We start from the raw sequence: 22,549 nt of genomic DNA on the forward strand, positions 1-22,549 counted from the left end.
CACCGAACCCCAGATCGGAGCTGACGACCTGCCCGCAATCACCGCCTGAACAACCCCAACGAAGGAACGCAGCGCTACACCACTACCCGGGACTTGACCACGAAGCGCGGAGTCCGATCGGGCGAGTTGCCCAACATCGGCGTCGGCTCGACAGAGGCCGAACGGTGTGACCTCACCTCACGCGATGTGCTCGACATCGTCCAGCACGAGATCGACGAACTCTCCCGGGCCGCAAGTCTTCTCGGCGACGGTCAGCCAGAGTCGGTCGCGCGATTGCGGCATCAGGCCGCCATCCTCACGGTGGTTCTCGAGAAGGCGGGCCACTGACGCCCGGGAGCTTCGCGCACACCACGCGCGACGAGGTGTCACTCGCCCGTGAGTCGCTCCTCGATGCGCGCGACCTTGGCGTCGAGTTGGCCGGTGAAACCGGGCCGGATATCAGCCTTGAGCACGAGTGAGACCCGGGGCGAAACGGCTCCGACGGCTTCGCAGGCCCGCTTCACGACGTCCATGCACTCGTCCCACTCCCCCTCGAGGGTCGTGAACATCGCGTCGGTGCGGTTCGGGATGCCCGACTCACGCACCACGCGGATGGCTGCGGCCACCGCCTCGCTGACGGAACCGTCCGGGTCGTCCGTCGCCGACGGTGCGACGGAGAAAGCGACGAGCATCATGATCTCCTCGAAGGTGATGGGAACGATGCAGTCAGGTTCGCACGTCAGCCACCCGCGCGGCGTGCGACGAGCGTCGCGTCTTGGGCCGGGCAGGATCAGCTCGCGCAGGCGTCCGGGTCGCACGTCCCCGTCACGACGGCCTCGAGCCAGTGGTGAACGAGCGTCACGGCCCCCGCGCCCTCACCCGACGCCGCGGCGACGCGCTTCATCGACCCGGCGCGGATGTCGCCTGCGGCAAACACGCCAGGCACGCTCGTCGCGAGCGCTTCCGGGGGCAGCCCGTCACGCCAGAACTCCTGCGGCACGTCACGACCGGTGAGCACGAAACCCTTGGCGTCACGCGCCACGGTGCCGTCGAGCCAGTCGACGCACGGGTGCGCGCCAAGCAGGAGGAACAGCCCGCAGGCGGGAACCGTCAGCTCCTGGTCCTTCTCGTTGAAGCGGATCGTCACGTGCTGCAGCCGATCGGTGCCGCTCGCCCCGACGATCTCCGCATTCGTCTTGACGACGATTCGCGGGTTCGCCTCGATCTCGCGGATCAGGTAGTCAGACATCGTCTCCGCGAGCCCGTCGCGACGCACGACGATGCTGACGGAGCGCGCGAAGCGTGAGAGGTGGATGGCGGCCTGGCCCGCCGAGTTGCCACCGCCGACGACGAGGACGTGCCCGCCCTCGCACTCGCGGGCAGCCGACGACGCCGCGCCGTAGTACACGCCGCGTCCGACGAAGCCTTCGACCTCCTCGACGCCGAGGCGACGGTAGGCCACGCCCGTCGAGATGAGAACGGCGCGGGCGCAGACCGGCCCGTCGTCGGTCTCGAGCACGTGCGGTTCGCCGCGATAGCCGGGCGTGAAACCGGTGACCTCGGTGGCCGAGTAGATGCCCGCGCCGAACCGGGTGGCCTGGAACCGCGCGCGCTGCGCGAGGCGCATGCCCGAGATGCCGCGGGGAAAGCCCAGGTAGTTGCGGATCATCGAGCTCGTGCCGGCCTGGCCGCCCACGGCGTCGGCCTCGATGACGGCTGTGCTCAGCCCCTCGCTCGCGCCGTACACCGCGGCAGCGAGGCCGGCCGGGCCCGCACCGACGATCGCAAGGTCGACGACGTGGCCCTCGCCCAACTCGTCGACGGTGGCGCCGAAGGCGCGCCCGAGCACACGGACGTCAGGGTTGGCGTGAACCTCGCGCTCGGCGATGCGCACGAGCGGATAGGCGATCTCGATGCCCTGCGAACGCGCCATCTCGAGCGTCTTGGCTGCGTGCGGAGCGTCCGGCGGCCAGACCCCCATCGGGATGCCCTGGCGGTCGAGGAAGTCGCGCAGCACCCCGACGTTGGGGTCGCCTGCGGGCGCCACGATGTTGACGAGCTCGATCTCGGGGCCACCCGCCGACCACCCCCAGTCCGAGAGCAACTCGGTGACGGCGGTGTGGAACTCCTCGTCGCGCGGGCCGCTCGGCAGCAGGAGCGCGGCCTCGATCTGGCCGCTGATCTGCGCGACGCGCTGCTCCTCCACCGCCCACGGTTCGCTGCGCAGGCGCACCATGACCCGCTTGGCCGCCGGCATGACGGCATGCAGGCACTGCAGCGTGACGAGGCCCGTCGCGTCGCCCACCTGCGTCGTCGCGGCGAACATCGCGACCGGGATGCCGCGCGCGTTGAGGCCCTGCGCCATCGTCATCGATTCGCTGAGCGTCGTGGCGAGTTGCAGGTCGTAGTCGGCAGCGTAGCGGTGGGTGAATTCGTCCCGCATCTCTTCGGCGTGCTCAGCGGCCGCGATGAGCATGATGACGGGCGTACGAGGCTTCATGCTCCAAGTCTATGTATCGGCGCCGACAACCCCGGTATTCCGCGGAATCAGAGCTGATACCGGCCGGCGACGCACCTCAGAACACGCTCTGGCGACGCCTCGCTGCCATGGGCTCTCGCGCGGTTTCGGACGCGCATCGAGCCCCTCACCCTCAACCCGCGACGGCCTGCGCCGCGGCGTAGGGGTCCAGAACCCCTCGAGCGACAGCCTCAGCGAGGTCGTCGAGCTTCACCTCGGCATTGGGGCGTTCCCAGCGCTCACGCAGTCGCCGCACCGCCAGCTCTTCGATCTCGCCCGCGGCCCGACGTCGGCGGCGCGCGCTGAGCTCGTCGTGCTCGAGCATCCACGCCCTGTGTGCCTCGACGGCCGCGACGACGTCCTCGACGCCCTGCGCCTTCTCGGCCACCGTGGAGACGACCTCCGGGCGCCACTCACCGGGTTCACCCGACATGCCGAGCGAGATCATGTGCCGCAGATCGCGCACCGTTGCAGGCGCACCGTCCCGGTCGGCCTTGTTGACGACGAAGAGATCACCGACCTCCAGGACACCGGCCTTCGCGGCCTGGATGGAATCTCCGGCACCGGGCGCGAGCAGGACGATCGTCGTGTCCGCGAGGCCCGCGATATGCACTTCCGACTGTCCGACGCCCACGGTCTCCACGAGCACGATGTCTAAGCCTGCTGCGTCGAGCACGCGCAGGGCCGCCGGAGCGGCGGCCGCGAGACCACCGAGGTGGCCGCGCGTCGCCATCGAGCGGACGAACACGCCCTCATCACCTGAGTGGCCGACCATCCGGATGCGGTCGCCCAGCAGAGCTCCTCCGGAGAACGGCGAACTTGGGTCGACCGCAAGGACGGCCACCGTCTTGCCGTCCTTGCGGTAGGCCTCGACGAGCGCGTTCGTCGACGTCGACTTACCGACCCCGGGCGGCCCCGTGAGACCGATGATCTGCGCCTCGCCCGTGTGCGGCGCGATGGCTGCTCCGATCTCCTCGAGCTTGGGGTGTCCGTTCTCGACGCAAGTCAGCAGCCGCGCGAGCGCACGCCTGCTGCCGTCGCGCATCTGCGCGACGAGCTGGGGCACGTCGATCTCGCGCGGCACGGCTGATCAGCCTTCCGCGGCCACGCGCAGGACGAGCGCGTCACCCTGTCCCCCGCCACCGCAGAGCGCAGCGGCGCCGACCCCGCCACCACGACGCTTCAGTTCGTGGGCCAGCGTGAGAACGAGACGGGCTCCGGACATGCCGATCGGGTGGCCCATGGCAATGGCGCCGCCGTTCGGGTTGACCTTCTCCGGATCCAGGCCGAGTTCCTTGGTGGACGCGAGGCCGACGGCCGCGAACGCCTCGTTGATCTCGACGACGTCGAGGTCGGTGGGCGACATGCCGTCCTTGGCGCAGGCAGCCGCGAGGGCACGCGCGGGCTGGCTCTGGAGCGTCGAGTCCGGGCCGGCGACGACGCCGTGGGCACCGATCTCGGCGAGGACCTCGAGCCCGAGTTCGTCGGCCTTCGCCTTGCTCATGACGACGAGCGCCGCGGCACCGTCACTGATCTGGGAGGCCGAGCCGGCCGTGATCGTTCCGTCCTTGCTGAAGGCCGGACGCAGCTTGCCGAGCGATTCGGTCGTCGTGTCGGCGCGCACGCCCTCGTCGTTCTTGAACTGCACCGGCTCGCCCTTGCGCTGCGGGATCTCGACGGAGACGACCTCGTCGTCGAAGTACCCCTTCTCCCAGGCGGCGGCAGCCTTCTGGTGCGACGCAGCGGAGAAGGCGTCCTGCTCCTCGCGGCTGAACTGCGCATCACCGCAGTTGGCCTGCTCCGTGAGGTTGCCCATGGCCTGGTCGGTGAAGGCGTCCCACAGACCGTCGTAGGCCATGTGGTCGCGCATCGACACGTCGCCGTACTTGAAGCCTTCACGGGACTTCTCGAGAAGGTGCGGCGCCTGGGTCATGGACTCCTGACCACCGGCCACGACGACGTCGAACTCACCGGCGCGGATGAGCTGCGCGGCGAGCGCCACCGCGTCGAGACCCGAGAGGCAGACCTTGTTGATCGTCAGGGCGGGCACGCTCATCGGGATGCCGCCCTTGACCGCGGCCTGACGGGCCGGGATCTGGCCGGCGCCGGCGGTGAGCACCTGACCCATGATGACGTATTCGACCTGATCGCCCGTGACGCCGGCCTTCTCGAGGGCCCCCTTGATGGCGATCCCGCCAAGATCGGAGCCCGAGAAACCCTTGAGCGAGCCGAGCAGGCGACCCATGGGGGTACGGGCACCCCCGACGATGACGGCGGTGGTGTCGGTCATGTCTTCCTCCACATTGAGTTAATCGTCATTAACCAAAGACGCTGTTTCCAGCAAACCATATGGTGGGGTCATGACCGGCTCTTTCACGCACCTGTTCGAGGCGATCGACCACGTCGGCATCGCGGTGGCCGACCTCGACGACGCGATCGCCTTCTATCGAGACACGTACGGCATGACGCTTGCTCACGAGGAGACCAACCAAGAGCAGGGTGTGCGTGAGGCGATGATGAGCGTCGGCCCGGCCGATGCCCCGCACAGCCACATCCAGCTGCTCGCGCCGCTGTCGCCGGAGTCGAGCATCGCGAAGTTCCTCGACCGCTCCGGCCCCGGCATGCAGCAACTCGCCTACCGCGTCGCAGACCTTGGCGCGGTGAGCGCGACGCTGCGCGAGCGCGGGATGCGGTTGCTCTACGACGCGCCGAAGATCGGCACCGGCGGCAGCCGCATCAACTTCATCCACCCCAAGGATGCCGGCGGCGTGCTCGTCGAACTTGTCGAGCCGGCGGCTGAAGGACACTGAGGCAGCCCATCGTTTCTACCCCAAGGCTCGGCGTCGTCGCAAAACGTTGGCGGATTCAACCGGTCAACGCACCATTGATGGTGTTCAGGCTATCGGTGAAGGCGTCGTGGGATGAGGCCCAGCCGAGGACCTTGCGGGGCCGTTCGTTGATGCGCGTCGCGATGGTGTCGAGGTCGGTCTGGGTGAAGGAGCGTAGGTCGGCGTTCTTCGCGAGGTACTGACGCAGCAGGCGGTTCGTGTTTTCGTTCGTGCCGCGCTGCCATGGCGAACGGGCGTCACAGAAGAACACTTGCATGCCCAGGGCGTGCGTCACCTGGTCGTGGAAGGCCATTTCCCTGCCGCGATCCCACGTCAACGACCGACGAAACTGCGGCGGCATGTCGGCGAGATTCTCGATGAGAGCGTCCCTGACGGCGTCAGCCTTGTACCCGTCGGGCAGGGCGACGACGCGCACCAGGCGGGTGGAGCGTTCGACGAGGGTGGCCACGGCTGATGGGCGCTGGCCCATGATGAGGTCACCTTCCCAATGGCCGACTTCGGCCCGGTCTTCGACGCTGGCGGGTCGATCGTGGATGGAGGTCATGTTCCGCAACACGCCGCGGCGTTGTCGGGGCTTCGCGACGCGCGCATGGCGCAGGGATCGCCCTGATCGCAGGAGGCTTCCCTGTCGTGGCGCACGGATCTGGCCGGTGTACAGGGCGTGGTAGATCGACTCGTGCGACAACGAATCCTGCTGTTCGCGCCGTAGCCAGTGGGCGATCTGGGTGGGTGACCACCCTCGTTCCAGCTTCGCCGCGACTAGGCTCGACAGCGCCGGGTCGCGGTGAAGACGTGAGGGTTTCGGGCGGCGCGCGTTGCGCCACGCGCCCGCGTCAGCGCTGGCCGCGCGATAGGTGCCGGGGCCGCCGTGGCGGGCGACTTCGCGGCTGATGCTCGTGTGATGCCGTCCCAGCCGAGCGGCGATGACACGGCACGACAAGCCGGCGGCGAGGCCGCGGGAGATCTCTTCACGTTCACTCAGCGACAGGTGCCGCCGGTTCCGGGCGCGCGGCGGCGGTTTCACTCCGCCATGGCGGCGCAGCAGCGTCCGGACTGGGGTTTGGCTGACGCCGATCGTGCGGGCGATGAGCCTGAACGACTCACCCTTCGCCCACAACGCCCAGACGTTCTCCTGCTGCTCGTTCGACAACCCGGCCATGACACCCACGATCCCCTATCGGTGGTGGTGCGTTGACCGGTTGAACTCGCCTTCGTTTTTGTCTAGCTCGGGAATGCTGTCCCTATGACCAAGACCCGGGCAAGCAAGATGTGTGTCTTCCTAGCGGCTCTCCTGGGTGTCGCGATCCTCTCACTGGGCGCAGTGATGCACCTGCGGGGGCCAGCTGAGGATCGTTCAGTCATCCGTCACGCAGCCGCTGATCGTCTTCATGTCTCAGACAATCAGGTGGAGGTCAACAGCTTCGTGTCGCAGGGCGCCTGTTACGTCGCTGAGGTCACGGTCAAGAGCGCAGGTGACCCGGCGTACTCCGTGGCAGTCCGCAAACAGGAACCGGCCCCCGTGGTGACTCGCATCAGTGGCGGATCGCTCGGCCCCGACGGCGACCCTTACTTTGATACGGACGGCCCGGAATGGGAGTCGCCCTGCATCACGAGCTGATCCCCACCCAGAGGTGCGGAAACGGTGGGTTGAGCTACCGGGCCAGCACGATGGTGCAGAACCCTTCGTTTGAGCTACAGGGGCATGGCGCGAAAAATGGTTGACCGGCCAGGTCGAAAACCGATTGGGTGCGAGCATGAGTGACTTCACCACTGAGCGACTTGTCCTGCACCCAGCTACGCCGGACGAGGCCGAGCGCATTGTGGGGCGCGACCCGGCGCCCGATGACTTGTGGGCGGAAGACTTCCCGTTCGAGGGCGATGTCATCGGAGCGACGATGTTTTTGCGCGCCACCAACACATCCGGGGATCAGCAGCCGTTCGGTTTCTACGTCATCATCCGTCGCAGCGACGGTCGCGCCGTTGGCGGCATTGGGTTCAAGGGTCAGCCCCAGGATGGCTCGGTGGAGATCGGATACGGCCTCGTCCCTTCCGCACGTGGCGCAGGATTCGCCGCCGAGGCTTCGCGCGCGCTCATTGACGCGGCCCGTGAGCTCGGCCTCGATCACGTGGTCGCCGCCACTGCCATGGACAACATCGCCTCCCAACGCACCCTTGAACACGCCGGCATGTCCCGCGTCGGTGAACAGGGAGACGAGTACCAGTACCGCATCGACCTCTGATCGCCTCGGGGTGCAGAAACGGTCGTTTCTCCACCACCCAAGCTGGGGTGGCTCTGCACGTGGTTATGCCCCGGTCAGGGGGTAGTAGAACGACGTACAGAACCTCGCGGCGCCGAACGTCAGTGTCGACAACCGGTCCGAGACAGCCACCAAGGGTGCCCGGGCTCACAGAGGCGCCCACCGCTTGCGTGTCAACTCAGCCCTCGACCACGAGCGAAGCGTCGACCTCGGTTGGCAGGCCACCCTCGGGCAGCTTCGACGGCGCGACGATGCGCACGATCTCGTCGAGCACGCGCCGCACGTACTTCTCCCCCACCCACAGGTGCTTCGCGCCATCGACGCCGATGACGTCAGCCTGCGGAATGGCCGCGAACCGGTCGCGCGCCTCGTCGGGGCGCAGGTTGTCATCCAGTTCGGGCACGAGCGCCGTCACCGGCTTGCGCGATTCGGCCCACGCCGCGAGGTGCTCGGGCTGCGACCACCGCAGCGGCGGCGACAGCAGGATCGCGCCCTCGATCGACGGATCGAGCCCGTGCATGAGCGTCAGATCCGTGCCGAAGCTCCACCCCACCAGCCAACGATTGGTCAGCGCCGGCGACTCGTGGAACTCCGCGAACTCGATGGCGGCGGCGACGTCGAACCGCTCACCGTCAGCCGAGTCGAACGCACCCTCCGACGTCCCGCGCGGCGACGACGTGCCACGCGTGTTGAACCGCAGCACCGCGATGTCCGCGAGCGCCGGCAGCCGGTTGGCGGCCTTCTTGTAGACATGGCTGTCCATGAAGCCGCCATGCGTCGGCAGCGGGTGCAGCGTCACGAGTGTGGCCACTGGATCGTTCGACGGCGGCAGCGCCAGTTCACCCACGAGCTTCAGGCCGTCCGCGGTGTGCAACTCGATCTCCTCGCGCCGCGCGGCGAGCACGGTGTTCGAGCGGATCTCCTGCATCGTCATGTCGATTTCCCTCGTCCGGTGGTTCAGCGCCAAGAGCCCTGCGGCGGACGCCGGTCGCGAGCCTGCCAGCAGCTCGTGTGCCAATGGCGTCGGTCGGTCACGTCACCGAGCCGGTCCATCGGCCAGACGACGACGTGCGGCAGCGACGACGCAAGTTGCTGCTGGCAGCCGGGGCACGTGTAGACCTTGCCCTCGCTGTTGCCCCGCAGCACCCGCACCGTCCAGCGTCCGCCGGCGTAGCTCTGGACGACATCGACGGGACGGAACGCCGCGCTGACGTCGCCGCGCGTCTCGTCCCGGCGGGGTCGGTTCCGCCGAGGCATCAGTTCCGGAAGGGACGATCCGCGAGGATGTGCTCGGTGAGCAGCGGCGACGGCACGAGGTGCTGTTCCCCGGTTTCGAAGTGCATTTCCGAGAGTACACCGTGGACGTCGTCGGGGCCGGCCTCGTCGAGCAGTTCGAACAGGCCCTGCGGGTAACCGCAGCCTGCCTTCATCGCCGTCTCGATGTCCTCGACCGTGGCGTAGCCGGAGTCGAGCATCTTCGCGGCGTCGTTGAGGTGCGGATAGAGCAGCGCGTCGACGACGAGGCCTGCACGGTCCTTACCGACGACGGGCGTCCAGCCGGCCGCAGCGGCGAGCGAACGCACCGTCTCGACGGCCTCGTCGCTGATGGCGACCGAACGGCCGATCTCGAGCACCTGGCCGGCCCTCTGCTTCTCGTGCAGGACGACGGGCACGATGGTGGCGTCGATCGTCGGGTCGCCCGTGGACGCGGTCTCGACGGATCCCTCGCCGAGCGCAGCGATGACGCCTGCGTCACCGATGGCGTCACGCACGGCGCGCAGCACCGGCTTCGCCCCGATCTCGAGGCCGCTCTCGACGTCGCCGTGCGAGGCGTCGTCTCCACCGCAGCATCCGCCGCCGCAGCAGTCGCCGTCGAGCTCGACCGCGTCAACGGCGAGCGTGACGGCCACGCCCTTGAGCGAGGCTGCGTCGTCCGCCGAGACAACCCGGACGACCTCGACGCCTGCGTCGCTCAGCTCCGAGCCGAGGGCGTCGACGAGGTCACCCTCGCCGACGAGACCGACCTTGCCTTCGAGGGGCTTGGCGGGTGCCGTCGTGGCAGCGTCGTCGACCACCGTGCCGGAACCGACACCGTCGTAGGTGTAGAAGCCGTGACCGCTCTTGCGGCCGAGGCGACCGGCCGTCACCAACTGGCGCAGGATCGACGGCGAGGCGACGCTCGGGTCACCCGTGGCGTTGTAGAGCACGCCGCACACCTCGTGGATGACGTCGAGGCCGACGAGGTCGCACAGCGTGAGCGGGCCCATCGGCAGACCGACGCCGGCGGCCATGGCCGCATCGATGTCGGAGCGTGAGGCGAGGCCGGACTCGTAGGCGCGGATGGACCGCGCGAGGTAGGAGACGAGCAGAGCGTTGGCGACGAAACCGGCGCGGTCGCCGACAACGACCGGCTTCTTGCCGAGGCGCTCGGCCAGCTCGCGGACCTGCTCGACAAGCGTCTCGTCGCTCATGACGGAACGGATGACCTCGACGAGCGGCTGAACCGGCGCCGGGTTGAAGAAGTGCATACCGATGACCCGCGACGGCACCTTCGTGGCCCGCGCGATCTCGGTGATCGACAGCGACGACGTGTTCGTCGCGAGCACGCAGTCCTCACGGACGATGCCGTCGAGCGTCGTGAAGATCGATTCCTTGATCTCCAGCCGCTCCGGCACCGCCTCGATGACGAGGTCGGCGTCCTTCATCGCACCGAGGTCGTCGCCGAACGAGACGCGGCCGACGATCTCGTCGCGCGCCGCCTCGTCGAGCTTGCCCTTGCTCACCGCACGACCGAGCGACTTCTCGAGGAAGCCCTTGCCGCGCTCGGCCAACTCGGCCGAACCGTCGACGGCGATGACGCTCAAACCGGCCTTCGCGAAGACCTCGACGATGCCCGCACCCATCGTGCCGAGCCCGATGACACCCACTGTGTTGATCATGGTCGCCAGTCTCTCAGATGTGTCCGCGCCACGGGCCGAGGCTCCCGATGCTGCGAGGAGGGTGACACAGTCAGCGCATGCTCCTCGGACTCCTCGGCGCTCTGCTCGCCGCGCTGGCGTACGGAAGCGCCACGATCCTCCAGGCACTCGGCGTGCGCGGACTCCGGGCGGCCCCGGCCGGCAGCACCCTCCTGCAGCGGGCGCGAGCCGGGTGGTTGTACGCCGCGGGCCTGGGACTCGACGTCGTGGCGTTCGCCGCCTCCGTGGGCGCGCTGCGCGCTCTCCCCCTCTTCCTCGTCCAGTCGGTCATTGCATCGTCGGTCGCCGTGACGGCGGTGCTCGCCGTCATCGTGCTGGGCGCCAAACTGACGCGGCGTGAGGTCGCAGCTCTGGCGGTGGTCGCCCTAGGGCTCGTCTGCCTGGCCGCCACCGCACGGGACACGCCGCCGCACGATCCGCCGTCGTGGCTGGCGCCGGCCCTCGTCGCCGTGGCCGTCCTGCTTGCCGCCGTCGGGGTCCTTGCGGCGCGTCGTCGCGCCAGCTCCGTGCTGGCTGTGGTCGCGGGGCTCGGGTACGGCGGTCTCGCCGTCGGCGCCCGCATCCTGCCGTGGAACGGCAGCCTGGGCGATGCCCTCGGGACCTGGGCACTGTGGGCGCTTGTGCTGCACGCCGTCATCGCGACCGTTGCCTACGGGTTCGCCCTCGACGCCGGCGAAACGACGTCTGTCGCGGCGATCACCTTCGCCCTGGAAACCGTGGCACCATCCCTCGTCGGCCTCGCCCTCCTCGGCGACGGGGTGCGGCCGAACACGCAGGTCCTGGCCGTCGCGGGCTTCGTCCTCACCCTCGGTGCCTGTATCGCCCTGGCCGGACGCAGCGAGGCGGAAGCGTAGGCTTACTCCTCGTGCGAATCGTGATTGCCGACTGCAGCGTCGACTACGAGGGCCGCCTGCAGGCCCACCTCCCCCTGGCCAAGCGGCTTCTCATGGTCAAGGCCGACGGCTCCGTGCTCGTGCACTCCGACGGAGGCTCGTACAAGCCCCTCAACTGGATGGCCCCGCCGTGCGCCATGGCCGAGATCGAGCCCGACGAGGTCGAGACGGTAGAGGGCGTCAGCTCCGTGTGGCTCGTGCAGCACGCCAAGTCCGACGATCGACTGCGGATCAAGCTGTACGACATCCACCACGACAGCGCCCACGAACTCGGCGTCGACCCTGGCCTTGTCAAGGACGGTGTGGAGGCGCAGCTGCAGAAGCTGCTCGCTCAACACATCGAGACCCTCGGTTCGGGCTACACGCTCATGCGCCGCGAGTACATGACGGCCATCGGACCCGTCGACATCATGTGCAAGGACTCCACCGGGGCCACGGTGGCCGTGGAACTCAAGCGGCACGGCACGATCGAAGGCGTCGAACAGCTGACGCGCTATCTCGAACTGCTCAACCGCGACCCGCACCTCGCCCCCGTGTCGGGTGTCTTCGCTGCCCAGACGATCAAGCCCCAGGCCCGAACGCTCGCAGCGGACCGCGGCATCCGCTGCGTCGTGCTCGACTACGACGCCCTCAAGGGAATCGACGACTCCGAGACACGCCTGTTCTGAGCCGGTTCGCTCAGGCGGTGGCGGCGAGCGGGACGAACTGCGTCAGCTCCCGCTCGACCTCGAGGTGACGGTCGAGCTTCGTCGCACACATCAGGCGGCGCAGTCGCGGCGAGGCGTCGGCCACGACCAGTCGCCGTCCTTCGGCAGCAGCGCGGCGGTGAGCTCCGACGATGACGCCGAGGCCCGTGGCGTCCCACACCTCGGCCTCCGAGAGGTGAACGACGAGGTCGCCCTCGCCCGCGCCGATCGCCTGGGTGAGCTCGCTGCGCACCTCACTGCTCGTGCTGGCACAGATCGACCCCACAACACCGAGTTCGACCCCGTCGACGATGTGGCGCACCTCGGCGGTGCGCTCGCGCGCACGTGCATCGGTCTTGTCTGCAACCGGCTGGGACATGTCGTTCCCCTTCGTGCGTTCAGGACGGGCTCGGGGCGGCGGCGGGCGCCGCTTTGCTTCGCTTACCTCTACTCTGACGCGCGACCCCCACGTGAGGTTCGCCCATTTCGGTAACGAAAACATAACGACTGCCAAAGGGTCGTAACGCGCCGCTCTCACGCCCAGCTGACGGCGGGGACGGCCACACGCCTGCGCCGACACGGCGGCCCTTCGTCTGGCAGGGTGATGCCATGGTCGTACTCAGCACCATCTACACCCGCACCGGCGACGACGGTTCCACCGGCCTCGGCGATTTCTCGCGCACCTCGAAGAACGATCCGAGGCTCGCGGCCTACGCCGACACCGATGAGGCAGGCGCCACCATCGGCCTCGCGCTCACCTGCGCCCCGGACCTTCCCGAGGCCCTGCGCCCCGTCCTCCTGCGCATCCAGAACGACCTCTTCGACGTCGGAGCCGATCTCTCGACGCCTCTCGTCGAAGCACCGGCGCACCCACCACTTCGCGTGCGCGAGGAGTGGATCGACGAGTTGGAGCAACAGTGCGACGAGTTCGGCGCCGAGCTACCGACGCTGCGCTCCTTCGTCCTCGCAGGTGGGACGCAGGCAGCGGCCTACCTCCACCTCGCGCGCACCGTCGTCCGGCGTGCGGAGCGGGCAGCCTGGGCTGCCCTCGACGCACACGGGGACGAGCCGGCGTCCGGTGACGGCAAGAGCGCCGAACGCCCCGGTGGCGTCAACGTCCTCACGGCGAAGTACCTCAATCGGCTGTCGGATGCGCTCTTCGTCTTCGCGCGCTACGCCAACGCCCAGGGCCCTGGGGATGTGCTGTGGCAGCCCGGCGGTGGCCGCGAAGAGGGCGCTTCCACAACCTGACGCCCGCAACGCACACCCGTGCGCGCAGGAGGGCCCCCGACACCGATGTGTCGGGGGCCCTCCTGTGCGCGCCTGACTCAGTAGCCCTGCGAGCGCAGGCCGGGCGGAGCCGACTCACTCCAGGATCGCAAGGCCGTGTAGTCGGCAGGCGCCATGGCGATCGAGAAGCGCTCGACAGCACACTCGACATCGACCGCGACCGCATCCCCCGTCATCGCCCGCGGCAACTCGCTCGAGTCGAGCGCGTTGCGCGAGCCGAGAACGAACTCGCCACGCTTCCAGATGCGCTCAGGCGTGAGCCGCAGAGTCCGGAAAGTGAACCACTCGAGCCGATCCGGCCGGTAGCGCACCATGCCGGTGCGCCACGAGCCGTTCGGGTAACGGGTGGCCATGACAGCGAGGTTTCCCTCGCGCGAGAGGCTGCGGGTGCGATACACCATCGCGCCGAGCCTTACGAGCAACGCAATGACGGCCAGCGCGAGAACGATCTCGCCGGCCGTCAGCGCATCAGACATCGTGCGTCGTTGCCTCAGGAGGCGTCGGCCATCTCGACGTGCTGCGCGACTACCGTGACGACGTTCTTGTCGACGGAGAGGAAGCCACCGTCGATCTGGACCGTGCGACGCTCGCCCGAGGTCGGGACGACGACGACGTCGCCCTCGATGAGCACGGAAAGCAGGGGCTGGTGACCGGGCAGGATGCCGATCTCACCTTCGGTGGTGCGGGCGATCAGACGGCTCGCTTCGCCTTCCCAGACCTCACGGTCGGCGGCGACGAACTTGACGTTCAGGTTGCTCATCAGGGCGATTCCTCTTCGAGTCGGTGAGTTCCCCCATGATAACCGGGGAAACGTGGGCTTCGTCTCAGGCCTTCGGCTCGCGACGTTCGACGTCGTCGGCCTTGGCGAGTGGGTCGGGCACGGCGCCGCTCGTGCGCGCCGCGAAACGCATGGTGTGGAAGAGGGCGACGGCGGCGAACGTGCCGAGCGCGATGCCGGCGAACGTGAGGTCGCCGACCTTCCAGGTGTAATCGGCTATACCGATGATGAGGGCCACTGCGGCCGTCATGAGGTTGACCGGGTTGGCGAAGTCGACCTTGTTCTCCATCCAGATCCGCACGCCGAGCATGCCGATCATGCCGTAGAGAACGGTGGCCACTCCCCCGAGGACACCCGGCGGAATCGTTGCGATGGCCGCGCCGACCTTCGGGCAGAACGAGAGCAGCACGGCGGTGACGGCGGCGACCCAGTAGGCCGCGGTCGAGTACACCTTCGTCGCGGCCATGACGCCGATGTTCTCGGCATAGGTCGTCGTACCGGAGCCACCACCGAGACCGGCCAGGGTCGTGGCGAGACCGTCACCCATGAGCGCGCGGCCCGACACGTCGTCGAGGTTGCGGTCCGTCATCTGCGCGACCGACTTCACGTGCCCGATGTTCTCCGCGACGAGCACGAGCACGACCGGCACGAACAATCCCATGACGCTCAGGTCGAAGGACGGCGAGTGGAAGTCCGGCAGGCCAAGCCAATCGGCAGCGCCGAGCGCCTTGAAGTCGACTTCCCCGCGGAAACACGCGACGGCGTAACCCGCCACGACACCCAGCAGAATGCTGAGACGCCCCAGCAGGCCCTTGGCCAGCACCGTGACGGCGAGGACGACGAGAAGCGTCACGAGAGCCGTCACCGGCGACTTGATGAAGTTCTGCTTCGCGGCCGGGGCGAGGTTGAGGCCGATCAGCGCGACGATGGCTCCTGTGACCACAGGCGGCATGAGGGCTCGCAACCAGCCGTCACCCACGACCTGCACGAGCAGACCGACGAGGAACAACGCCAGACCGGCCATGACGACGCCGCCGAGCGCGGTGGCCATGTCATGCGACTTCGTGGCTGCGGTGAGCGGCGCGATGAAGGCGAACGACGACCCGAGGTAGCTCGGTACACGACCGGCCGTGAGCAGCAGGAAGAGCATCGTTCCGATGCCCGAGAAGAACAGCGTCGCCGAGGGCGGGAAGCCCGTCAGCAACGGCACGAGGAACGTGGCGCCGAACATGGCGACGACGTGCTGCATACCGATGCCGATCGTCTTCGGCCACGCGAGCCGCTCGTCCGGCGCCACCACGGCACCGGCCCGCGTCAGGTCGCCGTCGTGCGGCCGCCACTTGAGCCCGAGATCCATCACGTCGTCCTTCGTTCGTTCGTCACATGACGGACGAAGGGCCGGAGGCTTCTCGCCCCCGGCCCCTCGTCCGAATCATCACGGGTTGCCCGACACCTGCGGCGTCCGGCTCACCGAGATCAGTCCTGCTTGGCGATCTCCGCGGCCTGACGCTCGACGTCGTCGAGGCCACCGCACATGAAGAAGGCCTGCTCCGGCACGTGGTCGTAGTCGCCGTCGGCGATCTTCGTGAACGCCTCGATCGAATCGCTCAGCGGAACCGTCGAGCCCTCGATGCCCGTGAACTGCTTGGCAACGTAGGTGTTCTGCGACAGGAAGCGCTGGATGCGGCGAGCGCGGTTGACGAGGATCTTGTCCTCTTCCGAAAGCTCGTCGATACCGAGGATCGCGATGATGTCCTGGAGCTCCTTGTTGCGCTGCAGGATTCCCTTGATGCGCACCGCGGTGTCGTAGTGCTCACGCGAGATGTAACGCGGGTCGAGGATTCGCGACGTCGACGTCAGCGGGTCCACGGCCGGGTAGATACCCATCGACGCGATGTCACGCGAGAGCTCGGTGGTGGCGTCGAGGTGGGCGAACGTCGTTGCCGGAGCCGGGTCGGTGTAGTCGTCAGCCGGCACGTAGATGGCCTGCATCGACGTGATCGAGTGACCACGCGTCGAGGTGATGCGCTCCTGGAGAACACCCATCTCGTCGGCCAGCGTCGGCTGGTAACCCACGGCGGACGGCATACGGCCGAGCAGCGTGGAGACCTCGGAACCGGCCTGCGTGAAGCGGAAGATGTTGTCGATGAACAGAAGCACGTCCTGCTTCTGGACGTCACGGAAGTACTCCGCCATCGTCAGGGCCGACAGAGCGACGCGAAGACGCGTGCCCGGCGGCTCGTCCATCTGGCCGAAGACCAGCGAGGTCTGACCGAGAACGCCGGCCTCCTCCATCTCGACCATGAGGTCGTTACCCTCACGGGTACGCTCACCGACACCGGCGAACACGGACACACCGCCGTGGTCGCGAGCGACTCGAGCGATCATCTCCTGGATCAGAACGGTCTTACCGACACCGGCACCACCGAACAGACCGATCTTTCCACCCTGCACGTACGGGGTGAGAAGGTCGATGACCTTGATGCCGGTCTCGAACATCTGCGTCTTCGACTCGAGCTGGTCGAAGGCCGGAGCGGTGCGGTGGATGCCCCAGCGCTCGTTGACCTCGAGCGTCTCGCCCTCTTCGAGGTTGAGGCAGTCACCCGTGGCATTGAAGACCTTGCCGAGCGTCACGTCGCCGACGGGCACCGAGATGGGGGCACCGGTGTCGCGCACCTCGGAGCCACGGACGATGCCGTCCGTCGGCTGCAGCGAGATGGCTCGCACCATCGAGTCACCGATGTGCTGGGCGACCTCGAGGTTGATGTTCTTCGTCTCGCCGTTCAGCGTGACGTCGAGCTTGAGGAGGTTGTAGACCTCCGGCATGGTGTCGGCGGAGAACTCGACGTCGACGACCGGGCCGATGACGCGCGAGACGCGGCCAACGCCGGCCGCGGCGGGAGCCGCCGACTGGCTTTCGTTAATGGTGGCAGTCATGGTGATTCCTTTGCGTTGAGGCGCTCAACTGGCGTCCGCGAGGGCGCTGGCGCCACCCACGATTTCGCTGATCTCTTGCGTGATCTCGGCCTGACGGGCCTGGTTGGCCAGTCGGGTGTAAGTCTTGACGAGTTCCGTGGCGTTGTCCGTCGCGGACTTCATGGCGCGCTGACGTGCAGCGAGCTCGGAAGCAGCCGACTGCAGCAGCGCGTTGAAGATACGAGCGTTGACGTACCGCGGGAGCAGCGCGTCGAGCACGCCCTCGGGGTTCGGCTCGAACTCGTACAGCGGCATGAGGCCCTCGGCGTCGTCCGCTTCGGCCTCGCGCTCCTCCACGCCCAGGGGCAGGAGGCGGATGACGCGGGACTGCTGCGTCACCATGCTCTTGAACTGGGTGTATACGACGTGAAGCTCGTCGACACCGCCCTCGTCCGAACCCTTGATGAAGTCCTCGGTGAGGCGATCACCGATCTCTTCGGCGTTCTCGAACTTGGGGCTGTCGGTGAAGCCCGTCCACTCGGCCTCGTACGGACGGCGACGGAACTTGTAGTAGCCCACGCCCTTACGTCCGACGATGTAGGGAACGACCTCCTTGCCGTCGTTCTCCAGGCGCGTGATGAGCTCCTGGGCTTCCTTCATCGCGTTGACCGAGTACGAGCCGGCGAGGCCGCGGTCGGCAGTGACGATGAGGACACCCGCGCGCTTGACGTGCTCGCGTTCGGTGGTCAGTGCGTGGTCGATGTCCGACGTGGACGACGCGACCGAGGAGACCGCTCGCGTCAGGGCGACCGCGTAGGGCGTCGACTTCGCGACGGCCTCACGAGCCTTGACCACGCGCGAGGCAGCGATGAGCTCCATCGCGCGCGTGATCTTCTTGGTCGCCTGGACGGACCGGATGCGCTGGCGGTAGACCCGCTGCTGCGCTCCCATAGCTTTCCGCCTCTCTGTACTGGTTCTGACGTGGTGGTGGGGATGACCTTCGTACCGGCCCCGTGGGAGACCCCGACGGGGCCGGTACGAGGAGGATCACTGCTTGCGCTTGGTGATCTTCTCCTGGTTGATGTGGTCCTCGTCGATCTCGTCGAACTGCTCGGAACCCTCACCACTGCGGTCGGACGAAGCCTGGAACTGCTTCTTGAACGCTTCCATGTTCTTGGCGAAGACGTCCTTGCCGTCGTCGGCCAGCTTGCCGCTCTCGCGGATCGCGCGCATGAAGTCACCGTTCTCACGGTTCATGTACTCGATCCACTCGGCCTCGAAGCGCTGCACGTCCTCGGTCTTGACGTCGTCGAACTGACCGGTGGTACCGGCCCACAGCGACGCGACCTGGTTCTCGACCGGGAACGGGTTGTTCTGCGGCTGCTTGAACATCTCCATGAGGCGCTCACCGCGAGCGAGCTGACGACGCGAAGCGGCGTCGAGGTCGGAGGCGAACATGGCGAACGCCTGCATCTCGCGGAACTGAGCGAGGTCGACCTTGATCGAACCGGTGACGGCCTTCATGGCCTTCGTCATGGCGGCACCACCGACTCGCGACACGGAGATACCCACGTCGACGGCCGGGCGCTGGTTCGAGTTGAACAGGTCGGACTGGAGGAAGATCTGACCGTCGGTGATCGAGATGACGTTGGTCGGGATGTACGCCGAGACGTCACCGGCCTTCGTCTCGATGATCGGAAGACCCGTCATGGAGCCGTGGCCCAGGTCGTCGGAGAGCTTCGCGCAACGCTCGAGCAGACGCGAGTGCAGGTAGAAGACGTCACCCGGGTAGGCCTCACGGCCCGGCGGGCGGCGCAGCAGCAGCGACATGGCGCGGTAGGCCTCGGCCTGCTTGCTGAGGTCGTCGAAGACGATGAGGACGTGCTTGCCCTGGTACATCCAGTGCTGGCCGATGGCCGAACCCGTGAACGGAGCCAGGTACTTGAAGCCCGCCGCGTCACCCGCCGGAGCGTTGACGATCGTCGTGTACTCCAGGGCGCCGGCCTCTTCGAGCGTGGCGCGAACCTCGGCGACGGTCGAGTTCTTCTGACCGATGGCGACGTAGATGCAGCGAACCTGCTTGTCCGGGTCGCCCGTCTCCCAGTTCTGCTTCTGGTTGATGATCGTGTCGGTGGCGATCGTCGTCTTGCCCGTCTTGCGGTCACCGATGATCAGCTGACGCTGACCGCGACCGATCGGCGTCATCGAATCGATGGCCTTGATACCGGTCATGAGCGGCTCGTGGACCGACTTACGCTGAACGACGGTGGGCGCCTGGAGCTCGAGGGCGCGGCGGCCCTCGGCCTCGATGTCACCGAGACCGTCGATCGGCTGACCGAGCGGGTTGACGACGCGGCCCATGAAGCCGTCGCCGACCGGAACCGAGAGCACCTCGCCCGTGCGCTTGACGGGCTGGCCCTCTTCGATGCCGGCGAACTCGCCGAGGACGACGACACCGATCTCGTGAACGTCGAGGTTCAGCGCGATACCGAGCGTGCCGTCTTCGAACTGCAGCAGTTCGTTGGTCATGGCCGAGGGCAGACCCTCGACGTGCGCGATGCCGTCAGCGGCATCGGCAACGCGGCCGACCTCTTCGCGGGAGGCCGCGCCGGGCTCGTAGGACTGAACGTAAGCGTTCAGCGCTTCCCGGATCTCCTCCGGACGGATCGAAAGCTCCGTCATCATCACTCCTTGTCATGGGCCCGCTTCGGGCGCCGAGCTGTTTTAGCTGGGCCGCGGTAGCGGCCCGGGATGGCGTCGTGTCAGCCGGACAGGTGGGCGCGTGCCTCGTCGAGACGGCGCGAGATCGTGCCGTCGATGACGTCGTCACCCACCTGAACCTTGATGCCGCCGACGACCTCGGGGTCGATGACGACGTTCGTCTGCACGGGCTTGCCGTACATCGTGGACAACGCGGCGCGCAGTCGCTCCGACTGCTCGCCCGTCAGTTCGACGGCGCTCGTGACGAGTGCCTGCGACTGACCACGGCGGCTTGCGATACCGGCGAGGAATTCCTCCATCGTCCGGTCGAAGCGTCGTCCGCGGGGGTTGCCCGCTGCGCGACCGGCCAGGAAGAGAGTCTCCTCACTCACCTTGCCCTCGAGCAGACGGGAGACGAGGCCTCGCTTGTCCGCGCCGCTACGACCGCGGTCGGCCAGCGCGTCGCGCAGACCGGCATCGGAGGCAACCGTGCGCTCGAAGCGGAACATCTCGTTCTCGAACGAGTCGGCGCGTTCGGCCTTCTCCGCCGAGGCGGTGAGGGCTTCGACAGCCAACTGCTCGAGTGCGTCGGACAGATCACGCTCCGAGGACCAACGCTCACCCACCGCAGCGGTGAGCACCTCGCTGGCCTCGTTGCCGATCTTGCCGCCGAACAGGCGCTGGGCGAGCCCGCGCTTGGCGTCGGCGTCACGCGACGAGTCGGCGAACGCACGACGGAGCGTGGCATTCGTGTCCATGACGTCGATGACCGCGAACAGGTCACGCGCCGTGGCCTTCGGGTCACTCAGGCCCGACAGCGTGCCGTTGAGCACCCGACGGGTCGAGGTGAGAGCCGTACGCGAAGAGCCCTGCATCAGGCATCCACTCGCGAACTGCCGGAGGCTTCCGGACGGATGTTGCCGGACTCGAGCTCGGCGAGGAAGCGGTCGATGATGCCCTTCTGACGCGCTTCGTCGTGCAGGGACTCACCGACGATGCGGCTCGCGAGCTCGGTGGACAGACCGCCCACCTCGCTGCGGAGCTGAACCGTGGCCTGCTGACGCTCGGCCGCGATCTGCTTCGTCGCGTTCTCGGTGATACGCGTTGCCTCGGCCGTGGCCTGCTCGCGGCTTTCCGCGATGATGGCCGCGCCCTGGGCACGGGCGTCCTCGCGGATCTTCGCGGCCTCAGCGCGCGCGTCGGCGAGCTGCGACTCGTACTGCTGCTTCGCGGCGTCGGCCTCCTTCTGGGCCTCCTCCGCCTTGGCGATGCCGCCCTCGATGGCCGCCGTACGCTCCGCGTACATGCGCTCCATGTTGGGAACGACCTTCGTCTTGAACAGCCAGTAGAGGATCGCGAAGGCGATGAGCCCGATGATCATCTCGGCCGGGTGCGGCAGGAGGGGAAGTGCCTCCGGCCAACCGGCGCCTTCAGATGCGAGGAACACCTTGGCTTCCTATCTGTTGAGGGGACTGATCAGGTTCGAAGAGCTGGATCAGCCCTGGAAGACGAACGCGAAGACCAGACCCAGGATGGCAAGGGCCTCGGTGAGGGCCATGCCGGTGAAGGCGATGGTCTGGAGCATGTTGCGAGCCTCGGGCTGGCGAGCCACACCCTGGATGTAGGCGGCGAAGATCAGGCCGATGCCGATGCCGGGGCCGATAGCAGCGAGTCCGTAGCCGAGGAATGCGATGTCGCCGGTCATGTGCTTTTCCTTTCGAGTGGCACCGGGACCTTTTCCCGGTGTCGCTGAGTTCAGAGGGTCAGAGTGTCCGAATCAGTGGTGTTCGGACGCCGCGTCCGCGATGTACAGAGCGGCAAGCATGGTGAAGATGAAGGCCTGCAGGAACTCGATGAGGAGTTCGAAGAAGGTCATCAGGATGGCCGAGGCGAAGGACAGGATTCCCGCGCCCTGCAGCCCGATGTTGCCACCGTGCAGGAGCAGGTACTCGCCACCGACGATGAACACGAGCAGCATGAGGTGCCCGGCCATCATGTTTCCGAAGAGTCGCAGTGCGAGCGTCAGCGGGCGGATGACGAAGTATGTGAGGAACTCGAGCACGAACATGATCGGCTTGAGCCAGCCGGGCAGACCCGGGGGGATGAGCGAACCCATGTACTTGCCGAAGCCACCCTTCGTCTTCACCGCAACCACGTGGTAGGTGATGAAGACGATGATCGTGAGAACGATCGGGAAGGCGATGCGACCCGTGCTGGGATACTGGATGAACGGGATGATGCCCGCCAGGTTGTTGAACAGGATCAGCGTGAAGCACGTGAGCAGCAGCGGAACGAACCGCATGAAGTCCTTGGAGCCGATGATGTCTCGGCCAATCGTGTTGCGCACGAAGTCATAGGCACCCTCGGCCATGAACTGACGCTTGCTCGGCACGACGGAGAGCTTCTTGCCCGTGACCGAGACGAAGAACCAGCCGATGAGTAGGGCCGAGATGAGGAAAACGACCGCCGGGCGCGTGATCGCCCAGTTGCTGTCGCCGCCGATGAGGGGCCACCAGAAATCGCTCGTGGTCGGAGACTCGAAGGACTCCCCTTCGGCAACGAGGGCCGCGCCCGCGATGAAGCTCACAAATTCTCCTCAGTCAGCATCCAGCAAGAAAAGTCACAGTGTCTGTTGCAATCGGATCGGCCCTGCCGCCCTCGGCGGGGGGCCCGACCGGTCGTGCACGCCGGAGACAGAACGCAT

General features: G+C 67.3%; 26 protein-coding genes. 7 read left to right on the plus strand and 19 right to left on the minus strand.

The features are described 5' to 3' along the window. The first annotated feature begins 93 nt into the window (after positions 1-93). Positions 94-327 carry a hypothetical protein gene (locus D1832_RS00005; protein ID WP_118912095.1) on the plus strand — a complete coding sequence of 78 codons (234 nt, stop codon included), beginning with the start codon at positions 94-96 and terminating at the stop codon, positions 325-327. 38 nt (positions 328-365) lie between these two features. On the opposite strand, the gene D1832_RS00010 is transcribed toward D1832_RS00005, so the two are convergent. The 4 genes from D1832_RS00010 to D1832_RS00025 form a co-directional block, all read right to left on the minus strand. Further along, positions 366-671, minus strand: coding sequence for a thiamine-binding protein (locus tag D1832_RS00010; RefSeq protein WP_118912311.1), 306 nt, complete (start codon positions 669-671; stop codon positions 366-368). Between the two features lie 98 nt (positions 672-769). Then, on the minus strand, positions 770-2,479 hold the full coding sequence (locus D1832_RS00015) for an NAD(P)/FAD-dependent oxidoreductase (protein ID WP_118912096.1): 1,710 nt from the start codon (positions 2,477-2,479) through the stop codon (positions 770-772). A 151-nt stretch (positions 2,480-2,630) separates the two neighbouring features. Beyond that, the gene (gene meaB / locus D1832_RS00020; RefSeq protein ID WP_241510784.1) at positions 2,631-3,581 is read right to left on the minus strand and encodes a methylmalonyl Co-A mutase-associated GTPase MeaB; all 951 of its coding nucleotides are present in this window, start codon (positions 3,579-3,581) and stop codon (positions 2,631-2,633) included. Positions 3,582-3,587: 6 nt separating this feature from the next. Continuing rightward, positions 3,588-4,787, minus strand: coding sequence for an acetyl-CoA C-acetyltransferase (locus D1832_RS00025; RefSeq protein ID WP_118912312.1), 1,200 nt, complete (start codon positions 4,785-4,787; stop codon positions 3,588-3,590). A 70-nt stretch (positions 4,788-4,857) separates the two neighbouring features. Between D1832_RS00025 and mce the strand changes: the two genes are divergently transcribed. Next, the gene (gene mce, locus D1832_RS00030) at positions 4,858-5,307 is read left to right on the plus strand and encodes a methylmalonyl-CoA epimerase (RefSeq protein ID WP_118912097.1); all 450 of its coding nucleotides are present in this window, start codon (positions 4,858-4,860) and stop codon (positions 5,305-5,307) included. A gap of 55 nt (positions 5,308-5,362) precedes the next feature. Here mce and D1832_RS00035 read toward each other — a convergent pair whose 3' ends face one another. Next, entirely contained in the window at positions 5,363-6,505 is a 1,143-nt protein-coding gene (locus D1832_RS00035) for an IS30 family transposase (RefSeq protein WP_118912314.1), read from the minus strand. 84 nt (positions 6,506-6,589) lie between these two features. Here D1832_RS00035 and D1832_RS00040 point away from each other — a divergent pair, with 84 nt between their 5' ends. Together D1832_RS00040 and D1832_RS00045 are read left to right on the plus strand one after the other, a co-directional pair. After that, positions 6,590-6,964, plus strand: coding sequence for a hypothetical protein (locus D1832_RS00040; RefSeq protein WP_118912098.1), 375 nt, complete (start codon positions 6,590-6,592; stop codon positions 6,962-6,964). Between the two features lie 136 nt (positions 6,965-7,100). Next, positions 7,101-7,586, plus strand: a complete 486-nt coding sequence (locus D1832_RS00045) for a GNAT family N-acetyltransferase (RefSeq protein ID WP_118912315.1) — start codon at positions 7,101-7,103, stop codon at positions 7,584-7,586. Positions 7,587-7,782: 196 nt separating this feature from the next. On the opposite strand, the gene D1832_RS00050 is transcribed toward D1832_RS00045, so the two are convergent. Genes D1832_RS00050 through D1832_RS00060 form a run of 3 tightly spaced genes read right to left on the minus strand, consistent with a single transcriptional unit; the run spans position 7,783 to position 10,543 of the window. Beyond that, positions 7,783-8,538 carry an alpha/beta hydrolase gene (locus D1832_RS00050; RefSeq protein WP_118912099.1) on the minus strand — a complete coding sequence of 252 codons (756 nt, stop codon included), beginning with the start codon at positions 8,536-8,538 and terminating at the stop codon, positions 7,783-7,785. A 23-nt stretch (positions 8,539-8,561) separates the two neighbouring features. Next, the gene (locus D1832_RS00055) at positions 8,562-8,861 is read right to left on the minus strand and encodes a hypothetical protein (protein ID WP_047310241.1); all 300 of its coding nucleotides are present in this window, start codon (positions 8,859-8,861) and stop codon (positions 8,562-8,564) included. Further along, the gene (locus tag D1832_RS00060) at positions 8,861-10,543 is read right to left on the minus strand and encodes a 3-hydroxyacyl-CoA dehydrogenase family protein (protein WP_118912100.1); all 1,683 of its coding nucleotides are present in this window, start codon (positions 10,541-10,543) and stop codon (positions 8,861-8,863) included. The genes D1832_RS00055 and D1832_RS00060 overlap by 1 nt, the downstream gene beginning before the upstream one ends. A gap of 77 nt (positions 10,544-10,620) precedes the next feature. Between D1832_RS00060 and D1832_RS00065 the strand changes: the two genes are divergently transcribed. Continuing rightward, entirely contained in the window at positions 10,621-11,436 is an 816-nt protein-coding gene (locus D1832_RS00065) for a hypothetical protein (RefSeq protein WP_118912101.1), read from the plus strand. 11 nt (positions 11,437-11,447) lie between these two features. Then, complete coding sequence (gene nucS / locus D1832_RS00070) at positions 11,448-12,143, plus strand: endonuclease NucS (protein ID WP_047310243.1); 696 nt, start codon at positions 11,448-11,450, stop codon at positions 12,141-12,143. Between the two features lie 10 nt (positions 12,144-12,153). Here the strand turns inward: nucS and D1832_RS00075 are convergent, their stop codons facing one another. Beyond that, the gene (locus D1832_RS00075; RefSeq protein WP_118912102.1) at positions 12,154-12,540 is read right to left on the minus strand and encodes an STAS domain-containing protein; all 387 of its coding nucleotides are present in this window, start codon (positions 12,538-12,540) and stop codon (positions 12,154-12,156) included. A gap of 230 nt (positions 12,541-12,770) precedes the next feature. Here D1832_RS00075 and D1832_RS00080 point away from each other — a divergent pair, with 230 nt between their 5' ends. Continuing rightward, positions 12,771-13,412 (plus strand): cob(I)yrinic acid a,c-diamide adenosyltransferase, encoded by a 642-nt coding sequence (locus D1832_RS00080; RefSeq protein WP_118912103.1) that lies wholly within the window; start codon positions 12,771-12,773, stop codon positions 13,410-13,412. A gap of 77 nt (positions 13,413-13,489) precedes the next feature. Here the strand turns inward: D1832_RS00080 and D1832_RS00085 are convergent, their stop codons facing one another. From D1832_RS00085 to atpB, 10 genes are all read right to left on the minus strand, one after another. Then, positions 13,490-13,927 carry a DUF2550 family protein gene (locus D1832_RS00085; protein ID WP_118912104.1) on the minus strand — a complete coding sequence of 146 codons (438 nt, stop codon included), beginning with the start codon at positions 13,925-13,927 and terminating at the stop codon, positions 13,490-13,492. Positions 13,928-13,941: 14 nt separating this feature from the next. Continuing rightward, positions 13,942-14,211 (minus strand): F0F1 ATP synthase subunit epsilon, encoded by a 270-nt coding sequence (locus tag D1832_RS00090; RefSeq protein WP_047310246.1) that lies wholly within the window; start codon positions 14,209-14,211, stop codon positions 13,942-13,944. Positions 14,212-14,275: 64 nt separating this feature from the next. Beyond that, positions 14,276-15,589 (minus strand): uracil-xanthine permease family protein, encoded by a 1,314-nt coding sequence (locus D1832_RS00095; RefSeq protein WP_118912105.1) that lies wholly within the window; start codon positions 15,587-15,589, stop codon positions 14,276-14,278. Positions 15,590-15,705: 116 nt separating this feature from the next. Continuing rightward, positions 15,706-17,166 carry a F0F1 ATP synthase subunit beta gene (atpD, locus tag D1832_RS00100; RefSeq protein ID WP_047310248.1) on the minus strand — a complete coding sequence of 487 codons (1,461 nt, stop codon included), beginning with the start codon at positions 17,164-17,166 and terminating at the stop codon, positions 15,706-15,708. A 24-nt stretch (positions 17,167-17,190) separates the two neighbouring features. Further along, entirely contained in the window at positions 17,191-18,096 is a 906-nt protein-coding gene (locus tag D1832_RS00105) for a F0F1 ATP synthase subunit gamma (protein WP_118912106.1), read from the minus strand. A gap of 96 nt (positions 18,097-18,192) precedes the next feature. Continuing rightward, positions 18,193-19,827: a F0F1 ATP synthase subunit alpha gene (atpA, locus tag D1832_RS00110; RefSeq protein ID WP_118912316.1), complete on the minus strand. Its 1,635-nt coding sequence runs from the start codon at positions 19,825-19,827 to the stop codon at positions 18,193-18,195. Between the two features lie 80 nt (positions 19,828-19,907). Continuing rightward, on the minus strand, positions 19,908-20,720 hold the full coding sequence (locus D1832_RS00115; protein WP_118912107.1) for a F0F1 ATP synthase subunit delta: 813 nt from the start codon (positions 20,718-20,720) through the stop codon (positions 19,908-19,910). Then, complete coding sequence (locus D1832_RS00120) at positions 20,720-21,292, minus strand: F0F1 ATP synthase subunit B (RefSeq protein ID WP_118912108.1); 573 nt, start codon at positions 21,290-21,292, stop codon at positions 20,720-20,722. The genes D1832_RS00115 and D1832_RS00120 overlap by 1 nt, the downstream gene beginning before the upstream one ends. A 48-nt stretch (positions 21,293-21,340) precedes the next feature. After that, positions 21,341-21,550 carry an ATP synthase F0 subunit C gene (gene atpE / locus D1832_RS00125; protein ID WP_118912109.1) on the minus strand — a complete coding sequence of 70 codons (210 nt, stop codon included), beginning with the start codon at positions 21,548-21,550 and terminating at the stop codon, positions 21,341-21,343. Between the two features lie 72 nt (positions 21,551-21,622). Continuing rightward, positions 21,623-22,432, minus strand: a complete 810-nt coding sequence (atpB, locus tag D1832_RS00130) for a F0F1 ATP synthase subunit A (protein WP_118912110.1) — start codon at positions 22,430-22,432, stop codon at positions 21,623-21,625. Positions 22,433-22,549 lie beyond the last annotated feature (117 nt).

The organism is Dermacoccus abyssi (assembly GCF_003515945.1).
GTDB classification, from domain to species: Bacteria; Actinomycetota; Actinomycetes; order Actinomycetales; family Dermatophilaceae; genus Dermacoccus; species Dermacoccus abyssi.

Bases quoted from the DNA above. Each gene is read 5' to 3' on its own strand.
- D1832_RS00010 (WP_118912311.1), bottom strand. From the start codon at position 671: ATGCTCGTCGCTTTCTCCGTCGCACCGTCGGCGACGGACGACCCGGAC.
- D1832_RS00015 (WP_118912096.1), bottom strand. From the start codon at position 2,479: ATGAAGCCTCGTACGCCCGTCATCATGCTCATCGCGGCCGCTGAGCAC.
- D1832_RS00025 (WP_118912312.1), bottom strand. From the start codon at position 4,787: ATGACCGACACCACCGCCGTCATCGTCGGGGGTGCCCGTACCCCCATG.
- mce (WP_118912097.1), top strand. From the start codon at position 4,858: ATGACCGGCTCTTTCACGCACCTGTTCGAGGCGATCGACCACGTCGGC.
- D1832_RS00035 (WP_118912314.1), bottom strand. From the start codon at position 6,505: ATGGCCGGGTTGTCGAACGAGCAGCAGGAGAACGTCTGGGCGTTGTGG.
- D1832_RS00040 (WP_118912098.1), top strand. From the start codon at position 6,590: ATGACCAAGACCCGGGCAAGCAAGATGTGTGTCTTCCTAGCGGCTCTC.
- D1832_RS00045 (WP_118912315.1), top strand. From the start codon at position 7,101: ATGAGTGACTTCACCACTGAGCGACTTGTCCTGCACCCAGCTACGCCG.
- D1832_RS00050 (WP_118912099.1), bottom strand. From the start codon at position 8,538: ATGACGATGCAGGAGATCCGCTCGAACACCGTGCTCGCCGCGCGGCGC.
- D1832_RS00055 (WP_047310241.1), bottom strand. From the start codon at position 8,861: ATGCCTCGGCGGAACCGACCCCGCCGGGACGAGACGCGCGGCGACGTC.
- D1832_RS00060 (WP_118912100.1), bottom strand. From the start codon at position 10,543: ATGATCAACACAGTGGGTGTCATCGGGCTCGGCACGATGGGTGCGGGC.
- D1832_RS00065 (WP_118912101.1), top strand. From the start codon at position 10,621: ATGCTCCTCGGACTCCTCGGCGCTCTGCTCGCCGCGCTGGCGTACGGA.
- D1832_RS00075 (WP_118912102.1), bottom strand. From the start codon at position 12,540: ATGTCCCAGCCGGTTGCAGACAAGACCGATGCACGTGCGCGCGAGCGC.
- D1832_RS00080 (WP_118912103.1), top strand. From the start codon at position 12,771: ATGGTCGTACTCAGCACCATCTACACCCGCACCGGCGACGACGGTTCC.
- D1832_RS00085 (WP_118912104.1), bottom strand. From the start codon at position 13,927: ATGTCTGATGCGCTGACGGCCGGCGAGATCGTTCTCGCGCTGGCCGTC.
- D1832_RS00090 (WP_047310246.1), bottom strand. From the start codon at position 14,211: ATGAGCAACCTGAACGTCAAGTTCGTCGCCGCCGACCGTGAGGTCTGG.
- atpD (WP_047310248.1), bottom strand. From the start codon at position 17,166: ATGACTGCCACCATTAACGAAAGCCAGTCGGCGGCTCCCGCCGCGGCC.
- D1832_RS00105 (WP_118912106.1), bottom strand. From the start codon at position 18,096: ATGGGAGCGCAGCAGCGGGTCTACCGCCAGCGCATCCGGTCCGTCCAG.
- atpA (WP_118912316.1), bottom strand. From the start codon at position 19,827: ATGACGGAGCTTTCGATCCGTCCGGAGGAGATCCGGGAAGCGCTGAAC.
- D1832_RS00115 (WP_118912107.1), bottom strand. From the start codon at position 20,720: ATGCAGGGCTCTTCGCGTACGGCTCTCACCTCGACCCGTCGGGTGCTC.
- atpE (WP_118912109.1), bottom strand. From the start codon at position 21,550: ATGACCGGCGACATCGCATTCCTCGGCTACGGACTCGCTGCTATCGGC.